This window comes from Nicoliella sp. ESL1149 (genome assembly GCF_058107265.1).
Genome location: NZ_JBYLUE010000002.1, coordinates 1116312 through 1128012 on the forward strand (window position 1 = coordinate 1116312; position 11701 = coordinate 1128012).

An 11701-nucleotide genomic window follows, 5' to 3' on the forward strand; every position below is an offset into this window, starting at 1 on the left:
AATATTTTTTATTAAAGATTAAGGTTTTGACTATTAGATGATTAATCATATAAAATGAACTAGTTTGTTATATTAATTGACATAAATTATTTCTGAATTTTAAGGAGGAACAATTTCATGGCTGTTTTATGGAGTTCAATCCAAAGTGTCCTAGTGGTCGTATTGATCATGGTTTTAGGATATGTTTTACGCCGTAAGGGTTGGTTTGCTGATACATTTGGTGGTAATATTGCCAAGTTTATCAAGAACATCGCCTTACCCGCTTCAATTTTTATTTCTGTTTTATCCCGATTAAGTATTGGAAAACTAGCTGGATTTGCTAGTTACTTGGTATGGGGATTAATTTCCGTTGTGATTGGATATGTAATCTCGTTTTGTTTAGTAAAGGTATTGAAGGTTCGTAAGGGTCGTCGAGGGGTGTTCATTAATGCTATCGTTAATGCGAATACTATCTTCATCGGTTTACCTTTAAATATCGCCTTATTTGGTGATAAAAGTATGACCTTCTTCCTCGTTTACTACATTATTAACACTGTTTCTACTTGGGCTTTTGGGGTCTTCTTGATCAGTAATGATGATCCTACCAAGGATAAGAGTCAAGAACACAACAAGATTGACATTAAGAAAGTTTTACCAATGCCATTAGTTGGATTTATCGTTGCATTGATTTTCTTACCATTCAATCATGCAGTATTAAGCGTTTCATTCATCGCCCAAACATTAACTTATGTTGGTAACTTGGTCACACCATTATCATTGATTTATATTGGGATTGTTTTAGCTGATGCTGGTTTGAAGAGTATTAACTTCGATCGTGATACAGTAGTAACTTTAATTGGTCGTTTCATTCTTTCACCAGTTGTAATGATTATTTTAATGATGATTGCTAAGAATTCTGCTGGAGTTCCAAACTTATTATCTAGTACAATGATTGTTCAATCAGCTACACCAATGTTAGCAGTTTTACCAGTCTTAGCTGCTGATGCTCATGGTGATGTTAAGTTTGCTACTAATATCGTTACATTATCAACGGTATTGTTTATCATTGTTGTACCAATTTTAAATACTTTAATTCAATTTATCTAATTAATTGAGCTGATGCATTAGTATCAGCTCTTTTTTGAGCTTTTTAGTTGCTTTTACCCGTTTAAAACAATTATTATAGTAACTGTAATAAAAACAAAGAAAGAAGTTTTGAATTATGAGTAAAAAAGATTTTGAAGCAAAAGATTTAGAAAAGAACTTTAAAGATATCAAGAGAGGTTTACGTGAAAAGTCAACTAATCCTCAAGGTGCTTGGGATCAATTAAAAGATATTGCTGATTTCATGGATGCTAGCGAATCCAAAGCTGCTGATTACAAGAAGGTCTTAGTACCAGAATTAAATAAGAAGGATAGTCGTGGTTTCTTATATGCTGGTGAAGGTAAAGACGTTAAAGCTTCTGTTAACGACAGCAAAGATTTCAAGGATATCGATGTATCTAATTTAGATGATAATAAGGTTTATTTATTAGATGAAAAGAAAAATGAATACAAACCTTTAGATGAAGATTACATTGATGGAATTATTGATAAGGTTGTAAAATAAATCGATTATTAATTTTAAAATTTGAGAGTTTACCATTTTATATTTGGTAAACTCTTTTTTTAGGAGAAATGATATTATGTTAAAAAAGATGTTATTAGTATTACTATCAATAAGTGGATTTTATTTTGTAATTAGTTTAGAGAATGTTAATGCTTCAAGTACACATTATTTGACCAGTTTTCCAAAACAATATCGAGGAAACTGGTATGCTTATGACAAAGATGAAGGTTTGATTAAAGAAAGAATTACCAAAAATAAAATTGTTTATCGAACTACTAAAGATGCTCACGATAATGATTATAATGAGTACCTTCATCGATATGTTAAACATAATCCATTAAAAACAGGTCATAAAGAATATAAAAAGACGATGGATTGGGCATATGCTTCCAATACAAAGACTAAAATTCATGGCTTTAAGTGGTTATGGATTTATGGTTGGAATGCAACTGCTGGTGATGGTGATTTCCTTAATTACCATAAATTTAATGGGCACCAAGTATTAACAGAAGCTGGTGGAGCAGAAGTTTGGGTCGATATTCACTATTACAGAACGCCTAAATTAGCTAAACAACTAGCTAATAAACGTTACAACGGGTTTAAATATTATCCTAAATTAAATTAAGAGGAGATTATGGATGGCAGATTATAGTAATCAAGATAAGTGGCCAATATATTGGGGTCATCAACAATCTCCAATTGACATTAATAGTTCGCGAACGGTTGCAAAAGAATCATTGCGTTATCAGGTTTTAAAGCCATATCGATTAATGACAGAAATCGATGACCATTCGACCATTAGATTGGTTGGAGATGGGGGAATTATGATTAATGGAAACGAATGGTCCTTTAATCAGGTTCATTTTCATTGTCCTAGTGATCATTTGATTGATGGAAAAAGTTCACCACTTGAGATTCATTTAGTCCATTCAAATTCTATTGGTCAAATTATGGTGTTATCATTAATGATCCAATTAGGGGATAATGATAAAGGGTTTGGTCAAATTATTGATAAATTTAAACACGCTAATACAGTTCCCATTAAATTGGAAATTACAAATTGGTTAGATAATAATGATCCGCATGGTTTTCATTATTTGGGTTCATTAACAACGCCACCATTGATTGAAGGCGTGGAATGGATTATTGTCACTAATCCTTCTGTTACCATTAGTAAAGAACAATTATTAAGATATCAAGAGCTATTTTTATCTAATAATCGAGATATTCAAGATTTAGAGGGAAGACCAGTTACAAAGTTTTAAAAATGATATAATTAACAATATTAAAGATTGAGAAGGCGATTATTATTACTATTGCGTCAATTTTATTTTTGATTGTGATTGGCTTTATTTCAGGGATTATTAATAGTGTGGTAGGAATGGCATCGTTGATTTCTTATCCGGCAATGATTTCTGTTGGAATTCCACCGGTATTGGCAAATGCATCGAATACCGTTGCGTTAATTAGTAGTGGAGTTAGTTCTACTTTAGCCTCTTTAAAGGAACTAAAGAAGAACCTTAAAGCAATGTGTATTGTGGTAAGTTTGACCGCAGTTGGTGGCTTCTTGGGTTCATTATTATTACTACATTCTTCCAATAAGGTATTTTCCAAAGTTGTGCCTTTTTTAATTTTCTTTGCGGCTTGTTCACTTTTTATCCCCAAGAAAAAGGGTGATGCTCAAAAGAGTGAAAATAAGAAGGCGTTGATTGGAGAATATTCTATTTTAGGCTTAGTTGGAATATATGTTGGATATTTTGGAGCTGGAGCTGGAGTCATTATGACAGCAGTTCTCTCTAAATTAACTGATAGTCCTTATCATGTTTACAATGCAATTAGAAATGTTGCAACGTTGGCTGCTAATTTTGTGGCTTCAATTATTTTTATTAGTGTGGCTCATTTGTATTGGGGAGCAATTATTTCGTTAGCAATTGGGTTGTTTTTTGGTGGTTTTGTTGGCCCATCGTTAGTTCGTCATATTCCAAATAATGTGATGCGAATCGGGGTAGGGGTGTTTGCCTTTGCCCTATCGATTTATCTATTCGTCAAAGCTTTTTTCTAATTTAAAGACTAGACCTACTAACTTAAGAGTGGGTCTTTTTATTTTGATTAAAATGCTATTTATTTACATATTTAATGTTTATTAATATCGAAATGAATGGATAAAACCAACGTTTAGACAAAATTATTAATGGGGTAAACGAGGGATCTTTGTTGTCGATATTGATAAATAGAATACACTACCTATTAAAGTATGAAAGAGTTAAGATATTTTAGGACGTTTGTGATGTTAAACAATGTGATCAACCTTGCAATAGATTAAATTATTTTATGAATAAGCGAACTAATTATATGCATAATGATTGAAATTAGCGATAATCAAACGCTAACGAACAAGACAATCATTGCCAAAATAAGTATAATAAACCTAGAAGCTTTAGATTCGCATCTTGATTGAAATCTAAATTTGTCAAACATCATTTATCAGATGATGGACCTGAACTCTAGAAAGGGATGCTAGACTATGCCAACGTTTCCTATTAAACATTATCAAATTAAATTAAATTCTAACTATACGATCAATGTGCCCGATCGTGTTTGGCAAGATTGGAATTTAAAAGCTAATTCCACATTGCTTGTAAAGATTAATGATCAACAATTGATCTTAACTAAGATTCCTGATCAAAGTGATTGGCAAGGTATTATTGATGCTTATGCTAAAAATGGGAAAATTGAGATTTTGGGCGATCAAAATGATCATGATCAAGATGTTCATGACTGGAAATTGCAAAGTGACCCAGAAGCTGAACACGCTACCGATGATCGTACTTATGACGAAGATGGCAATTTGTTAGTTCATTGTAATCAAGATCACGAGTTCAAACTACCAGCACCTGTTTATCAGACTCTAAAGCTCCAACCCAACGATCAATTAGATTTACTAACAGATCAATATCATAAAGTTATGATTGAAAAAATCAAATAAAAAAGACTGCCAATTATGACAGTCTTTTTTATTAATGGAGTCGGCGGGAGTCGAACCCGCGTCCGAGCATATCGCCACCCAAATCTCTACGTTCGTAGGGATATGATTTGGTATTTCACTAGTTAAAACGCCATATTCCAGGGCAACCATGACTAGCTAACCTGATTAATCTCTTCTAATTACTTCAGGTGTGAGCAATTAGCGTAAGCATACTTAATTATAAAACCCGTAACTTACTCATATGCGAAGTAAGGCGGATCACACAGAGCTGGTTTTTAGGCAGCTACTGCGTAGTTGTTTGTATTATTGTTTGCAGTTATAATAGAAAACTGTGCGTTTTTAACGTGGTCGTTGCCACGAAACGCAATTTGGGCTCGACCTATACCCGTCGAATCCTTAACGACCCCAAATAATACGTTAATATAATAGCATATCATGCATAAAATACCAAATAATTAAGCTTTATCAATAATTTGATTTATCATCATACAAAATATCTTATAATGACGTATAATAAATATTAATAATATGGTTTGGAGTGAATCATTTGAAATCAACAACGATTGCAAGTGAACAAATTAATTCATTTTACGTTCGCTTAAAGACATCACCAACCCCAGATTGGTACTTGCCAGAATTTAAAAAGCCACAACGTAAAATGCTCAAAAGACATTTTCAAAGAAAAAGTGTAAAACAAGATATTTTGATTAATCAAATTGCTTTTTTTCATAAACATAGTTGGATGCATTTTGATTTAGAAAATATTAGTGGCTGGTTACCTTTTAAATCCGTTCGGAAGAATTACTATCGTTTAGCAATTACCCCAATTCAACAAACAAGTGATGGCAAAACTCAAAGTATTTTTACCTGCGTTAAGATGATGTTAAATGTTCAAGCACCATACAACGAGATTGAAGAACGTTTAGAATCTGTTCAAAATACGAATTATTTAAGCCCATTGAGTTTTGCTGATGTAACCCTTGATACAGTTGGATCATTCCGTAATTTATCGAATAAATCGTTACGGCGATTAGTGAGCCAATTGCGGAGACATCGGTCAATCGTTTTATGGGGACAACATAATTCTTTTCATGCAGAAGCAATTTTATTGATTGGTTTTAATAAACGAGTGTTTATTTATAATGATCCTACAACTGGTGAGATGGGAACGATTTCCAAGAGATCATTGTTAAAATATTGGAAATCAGGAAATTATCAAGCTTTAAGTTACTAAAAAAGCTGTCGTTTTATAAACGGCAGCTTTTTAATATTATCACCCGCACGGGGGTCGAACCCGTAACTCCGCCTTGAGAGGGCGACGTCTTAAACCAATTTGACCAGCGGGCAATTAAATTGACAAATACTATTCTAGCTAATCTCAGGTGGAAAGTCAATTTAAGTGGCTAAGGTTGACTTTAAATCGAAAGGCTAGTAACATATTTAAAGCGTAGTTAAATATTATTGGGTATTCGCCAAATTGGTAAGGCAGCGGACTCTGAATCCGTAATTTACTGGTTCGAGCCCAGTATACCCAATTTTATACCGTCACTTGTTGACGGTTTTTTATTTTACTCATTTATTAAGAGCAAGGAGTTAAAAATGTTTACCTTAATTAAAAAATATTTAAATCGATGGGCAACTTTAGCAGCAGTTCTATTTTTAATTGTTCAGGTGTCTTGTGATTTGTATTTGCCGACCGTGACGGCAAATATTATTGATCAAGGAATTGCTAAGAATGATGTCCACTATATTATCATTACTGGGATTAAGATGTTATTAGTTGCACTGCTTGGATTATTATCAGCCAGTGGAAATATTTACTTTGCAGCTACCCAATCTCAAAAAATGGGTCGAAAGTTACGTTCGGAAATTTATCGACGGGTAGTATATTTCTCCGATCAAGATTTATCACGTTTCGGGAATGCTTCTTTAATAACAAGGGCAACTAATGATGTTACCCAAATCCAAAATGTTGTTGTTAATGTTTTAAGAATGATGATCATGTCGCCGATTACTCTAGTAGGGGCAATTGTATTGGCATTTTCTAGAAGTGCAAAGTTAACAACGATATTTATTGTTTCTTTATTGATTTTAGTTGTTGTAATTTTTACGATTATGCGCTTTGCTGGTCCCTTATTTCGTTCATTGCAGAAAAAGACTGACGGAATTAACTTGGCCTTTCGAGAGGGACTTACTGGGGTTCGGGTAATTAGAGCTTTTAATCGGGATGATTATGAACAACATCGTTTTGATAAATTAAATCATGCTTATACTAATAACGCCAAAAAAGTATATAGTATCGTTGCATTCATGTTTCCAGTGATGACATTGATTTTGAATTTTACAAATATTGGCATCGTTTTATTTGGTTCTATTTTAATTAACCATCAAGCTTTAGCAGTTGGAAATTTAGTTGCATTCATGACCTATTCAACACAAATTTTAATGAGTTTTATGATGTTCTCGTTCATTTTTGTTATGATTCCTCGGGCAAGTGCATCTGCAGGAAGAATAAATGAAGTTCTTGATGTTAAGAACTCAATTCAAGATTTACCAAATAGTGAACTGCAAAAGCCTTCTGATCAAAATACATTATCCTTTGACAACGTATCTTTTAAATATCCTGAGGATGATTATTTAGCATTAAAGAACGTTTCATTTGATGCTAAAGCTGGTCAAACGGTCGCAATTATTGGGAACACAGGTTCTGGTAAATCAACACTAGTTAATTTGATTCCGCGATTATTTGATGTTGATAAGGGAGCAGTGAAAGTAAATGGAGTCAATGTTAAAAAGATGGCTCAATCAGTCCTCCATCAATTAGTTTCCATTACCCAACAACAAGCAGTGTTATTCTCAGGAACCGTAAGAGATAACATGAAGTTTGGAAATGAACAAGCCGATGATGATTTGATTTGGAGGGCATTGAAAATCGCCCAAGCTGATGATTTTGTGAAAGAGAATGGTGGGTTAGACAGTGAAGTTCAACAGAACGGTAGTAACTTTTCTGGTGGACAAAGACAACGGTTAGCAATTGCACGAACCATTATTAAAAAAGCAGCAGTATATGTTTTTGATGATTCATTTTCAGCGTTAGATTTTAAAACCGATGCTAATTTAAGAATGGCGCTATCAAAAGATGAACAAATGAAACAAGCGGTTGTCGTAATTGTTGCACAAAGAGTGTCTACGACTGCTAATGCAGATTTAATTGTTGTTTTAGACAAGGGACAAGTTGTTGGTAAGGGGACTCATGAAGAATTAATGGCAACAAATCGTATTTATCAAGAAATTGTTAATTCACAAATTAGAAAGGAGGACTAATAATGCCACATAAAAGAACAGTTAAAAATAAACCAGTTAATTTTTGGAACTCAACATTGCGCTTGATTCGTTATTTAAAACCATGGCGGGTAATGCTAGGAATCGTTGTTTTAATGACGCTAATTGCCCTTATTTTTCAAGTTTTAGCTCCAGAAGTTTTAGGCCAAGCAACTACTGTAGCATTTAATGGAGTGGAAAAAGCTGCTAGATTAAAGCGTTTAGGTCGTCCGTTAAACTATGTTCCAATTAATTTTACTAAAATCTTTCAAATCTTGTTGATCACAGCTGGGATGTATTTGATCACGACAATCATGAATTCATTACAGTCTGTTATTATGAGTAGATTATCTCAGGATGTTGTTTACCAGTTAAGAAAAGATTTAAAACTGAAAATGAAAAAATTACCCGTATCTTATTATGATCAACACTCCAATGGAGATATGATGTCAAGAATGGTCAATGATATGGATAATATTTCATCGATGCTACAGTCTAATTTGACTCAGTTCATCAATAGTATCTTGATGCTAGTCGGGGTACTAGTAATGATGCTGATCTTGAGTTGGCAATTAACGCTTGTCGCATTGATTATGATTCCACTTAGTTTGATTATTGTTGGCTTTTTGGCCCCTAAGTCACAACGATTTTTCGTTCGCCAACAAGCACAATTAGGAAAAGTGAATGCAGAAGTTGAAGAAAACTTTGGTGGTCATAATATTGTGAAGACTTTTAATCGAGAAAAAGAAGTTATCAAAAAATTTGAAGCAGCTAATCAGGCCTATTATAAATCTGCTTGGAAGGCTCAGTTTGTTTCAATATTAATGTATCCAACAATGACATTCATTCGAAATTTAGATTATGTTTTAGTTGCAATTGTTGGGGGCATTCAAGTGACCCGTGGAATGATTACATTAGGTAATGTTCAAGCATTTTTGCAATATACCAATATGTTTTCACAACCAATCACTCAAATGTCCAGTTTAACGAATACGCTTCAAGCAACGATTGCATCTGCTGAACGAATTTTCAATGTGTTGGATGCCCCTGAAATGACAACTGATGAACATCATAATGTTGAATCAGTTGCATCCAATGACGAAATTGCTTTTGCTAACGTTAATTTTCAATACGTTCCAGATGAACCTTTAATTCAAAATTTCAATTTAGAGGTGCCAAAGGGAACTGATGTGGCAATTGTTGGTCCTACTGGAGCTGGAAAGTCAACAATTATTAATTTACTAGAGCGTTTTTATGACGTTGATAGTGGTAGCATTCAAGTTCGTGGGAAAGATGTTAATAATAATTCACGTGAAGCCCTCCGTTCTAAAATGGCAATGGTTCTGCAAGATACTTGGCTATTTAAGGGGAGTATCATGGAAAATATTAAATATGGTAAAAAAGGCTCAACAGATGGAGAAGCAATCAATGCTGCTAAGGAAGCACGAGCAGATGAATTTATCAGAGAATTACCAGATGGGTATCAGACCATCTTGAATGAGAATGCCTCTAATATTTCTCAAGGGCAAAAACAATTAATCACGATTGCTAGAGCTTTTATTGCTGATCCAGAAATTTTGATTTTGGATGAAGCTACTAGCTCAGTTGATACAAGAACCGAACAGCTATTACAAAGTGTGATGGATAAGCTTAGTAAAGGACGGACCAGTTTTATCGTTGCGCATCGACTATCTACTGTTCAAAATGCTGATCAAATTATTGTAATGAATCATGGAAAGATAATTGAAGTTGGAAATCATAAATCATTGATGCAGAAGAATGGCTTTTATGCTGATTTATATAATTCACAATTTATTGGAAATTCTTTAATTTGAAATGACGAATAGGCATTCTCTTTGTTTAAAAGAACGTTTGCTATTATAATAGTAGTTAGAACCAGATCGAGGGAGCTAATAAAATGGATTATCAATTACCTGCAGAATCGAGAATTGAATTGGTTGCTTTACGAGTCGCTAAGCCAGATCAAATGATTGATTTTTACACTCAAATAGTTGGGTTATCTTTAATTAAACGAACTGAAAACACCGCATATTTAGGACTTTCTAATCGGCATGTCTTAATTACGATTAGAAAAATTATGCACCCAGAAAGTCGTGATAATGTCGCAAATATTCATTCATTTGCTTTATTATTACCACGTCAAGAACAATTAAAACAAATTTTAATGCATATTAATAACCTTGGAGTGAAAGTTGCCGCAGTTAATACTAATGCTGGTTGGGATTGGGTAGAACTTCAGGATCCTGAAGACAATCACTTTATTTTGGTTGCCAAAAAGCCCCTCGCCCAATCTGAATTAATTGGGGATGTTAATTGGTTAAGCCAAGTTGAAAAGAAAATTGAAACTAGAAATTATCTAAAAGATAATAAAGAACGCTTAAAGAGATTACCAATCAATACACAACTTGGGTGGATTGAAATGGGGGTTTCTAACCTTGTAAAATCGCTTGAATTTTATCATGAACGTTTAGGAATGGACGTTGAAATGGATCGAAATGGAAATGCAGTTTTGACAATTCCATCAAATGATACTCAAGAATTGGTATTATATGAAGATGATCAATTAGCAAAACACGGGATTGAAAATCTTGGTTTGGATTATTTGAACTTTCAAATGCCACATTCTCGTCAAATTAATGAATTGAATGAACAATTTGAAAATACTGGTCATACGATTCAATACAGTAGTATGGATCATTTATTGTTCCTAGCTGATCCAGATGCATTGAATTTAACCTTTTCTAAGGGTTAAAAATGAGATTAAGTCATGCGCAATTTGCGTTACACAATTTAGTAAAACAACAACTTGTTCCGGGCGTTAGTTATGCGATTTTAAATCATGGCGAAATTACTACTGAAGTATTTGGTAATGCTGAAATTTTACCTGAGCCGAAACCATTAAAACCGAATCAACAATATGATTTGGCTTCTTTAACTAAGGTTATCGGAACGGTTCCTGTAATTTTACAATTAGTTGAACAACATCGATTGTCATTAAGTGATTCAATTAGTGAATATTTACCTGAATGGAAATATCCGCATGTTACCATTCGTCATTTGATTACGCATACTTCTGGAATAACTGGATACATTCCTCATCGAAATCAATTGAACCGAGTTGAATTGGAGAATGCATTGTTGGGTCTACATATTGGAAAGAATTTCAATACGAAAATGGTTTATTCTGATACTAACTTTGTATTTCTGGGAATGATTGCTCAAAAAATATTGAAACGTCCTATCCAAGATTTAATTCAAATGAATGTTTTTAATAGGTTGAACATGACGAATAGTACTTTTAATCCCATTGATATCCAACGATGCGTGCCAACTGATTATCATCATGGAAATTTAAGGCAAGGTTCGGTTGAAGATCCAAAAGCACAAATATTGAAGAGCGATTGTGGTTCGGCAGGTGCATTTAGTACTTTATCTGATCTTATAATCTTCGTGAATGAAATGCTTGATTCAACCGGAAAATTATTTGATCATTTTAACATTAATGATTTTATGCATGACCAGACGGTTGGTGGGGAATTAGGACGTTCTTTTGGATGGAGTTATTACAAACATCCTGAGTATCTATTCCAAGCTGGATATACAGGGACTGGAATTATTTTACAACCGGTTAAGAAAAGGGCTTTAATTTTTCTAACTAATCGAGTCCATCCCCAAAAGAATAATCCTGATTTTATTCCATATCGAAATCAATTAATTCAAACGTTTATAAACGAATAAATAACAGAGTGCTTTGTCACTCTGTTTTATTATGCTTGAAAGAGGGA

11 protein-coding genes, 2 tRNA genes and 1 other RNA gene are annotated in these 11701 nt (G+C 33.6%); 12 read left to right on the forward strand and 2 right to left on the reverse strand.

All coding sequences use genetic code 11. The features are described 5' to 3' along the window. The first annotated feature begins 117 nt into the window (after positions 1-117). From AC3B6G_RS05365 to AC3B6G_RS05390, 6 genes are all read left to right on the forward strand, one after another. Positions 118-1086 carry an AEC family transporter gene (locus AC3B6G_RS05365; RefSeq protein ID WP_489849373.1) on the forward strand — a complete coding sequence of 323 codons (969 nt, stop codon included), beginning with the start codon at positions 118-120 and terminating at the stop codon, positions 1084-1086. A 115-nt stretch (positions 1087-1201) separates the two neighbouring features. Further along, on the forward strand, positions 1202-1588 hold the full coding sequence (locus AC3B6G_RS05370) for a hypothetical protein (protein WP_489849374.1): 387 nt from the start codon (positions 1202-1204) through the stop codon (positions 1586-1588). A gap of 76 nt (positions 1589-1664) precedes the next feature. Beyond that, on the forward strand, positions 1665-2213 hold the full coding sequence (locus tag AC3B6G_RS05375) for a hypothetical protein (RefSeq protein ID WP_489849375.1): 549 nt from the start codon (positions 1665-1667) through the stop codon (positions 2211-2213). A gap of 13 nt (positions 2214-2226) precedes the next feature. After that, entirely contained in the window at positions 2227-2853 is a 627-nt protein-coding gene (locus tag AC3B6G_RS05380; RefSeq protein ID WP_489849376.1) for a carbonic anhydrase family protein, read from the forward strand. 74 nt (positions 2854-2927) lie between these two features. Then, positions 2928-3650 carry a sulfite exporter TauE/SafE family protein gene (locus AC3B6G_RS05385; RefSeq protein WP_489849578.1) on the forward strand — a complete coding sequence of 241 codons (723 nt, stop codon included), beginning with the start codon at positions 2928-2930 and terminating at the stop codon, positions 3648-3650. Between the two features lie 462 nt (positions 3651-4112). After that, entirely contained in the window at positions 4113-4574 is a 462-nt protein-coding gene (locus AC3B6G_RS05390; RefSeq protein ID WP_489849377.1) for a hypothetical protein, read from the forward strand. Positions 4575-4606: 32 nt separating this feature from the next. Here AC3B6G_RS05390 and ssrA read toward each other — a convergent pair. After that, positions 4607-4981, reverse strand: a transfer-messenger RNA (tmRNA) gene (gene ssrA / locus AC3B6G_RS05395). Between the two features lie 140 nt (positions 4982-5121). Here ssrA and AC3B6G_RS05400 point away from each other — a divergent pair. Then, positions 5122-5808: a hypothetical protein gene (locus AC3B6G_RS05400; RefSeq protein WP_489849378.1), complete on the forward strand. Its 687-nt coding sequence runs from the start codon at positions 5122-5124 to the stop codon at positions 5806-5808. A 39-nt stretch (positions 5809-5847) separates the two neighbouring features. On the opposite strand, the gene AC3B6G_RS05405 is transcribed toward AC3B6G_RS05400, so the two are convergent. Beyond that, a tRNA-Glu gene (locus AC3B6G_RS05405) sits at positions 5848-5921 on the reverse strand. Between the two features lie 115 nt (positions 5922-6036). Here AC3B6G_RS05405 and AC3B6G_RS05410 point away from each other — a divergent pair. The 5 genes from AC3B6G_RS05410 (at position 6037) to AC3B6G_RS05430 (ending at position 11654) form a co-directional block, all read left to right on the forward strand. Next, positions 6037-6109 (forward strand) — tRNA-Gln (locus AC3B6G_RS05410). A gap of 64 nt (positions 6110-6173) precedes the next feature. Then, on the forward strand, positions 6174-7898 hold the full coding sequence (locus AC3B6G_RS05415; RefSeq protein ID WP_489849379.1) for an ABC transporter ATP-binding protein: 1725 nt from the start codon (positions 6174-6176) through the stop codon (positions 7896-7898). Between the two features lie 2 nt (positions 7899-7900). Then, positions 7901-9730 carry an ABC transporter ATP-binding protein gene (locus tag AC3B6G_RS05420; RefSeq protein ID WP_489849380.1) on the forward strand — a complete coding sequence of 610 codons (1830 nt, stop codon included), beginning with the start codon at positions 7901-7903 and terminating at the stop codon, positions 9728-9730. An 83-nt stretch (positions 9731-9813) separates the two neighbouring features. Continuing rightward, positions 9814-10668 (forward strand): VOC family protein, encoded by an 855-nt coding sequence (locus tag AC3B6G_RS05425; protein ID WP_489849381.1) that lies wholly within the window; start codon positions 9814-9816, stop codon positions 10666-10668. Between the two features lie 2 nt (positions 10669-10670). Beyond that, positions 10671-11654: a serine hydrolase domain-containing protein gene (locus AC3B6G_RS05430; protein WP_489849382.1), complete on the forward strand. Its 984-nt coding sequence runs from the start codon at positions 10671-10673 to the stop codon at positions 11652-11654. Positions 11655-11701 lie beyond the last annotated feature (47 nt).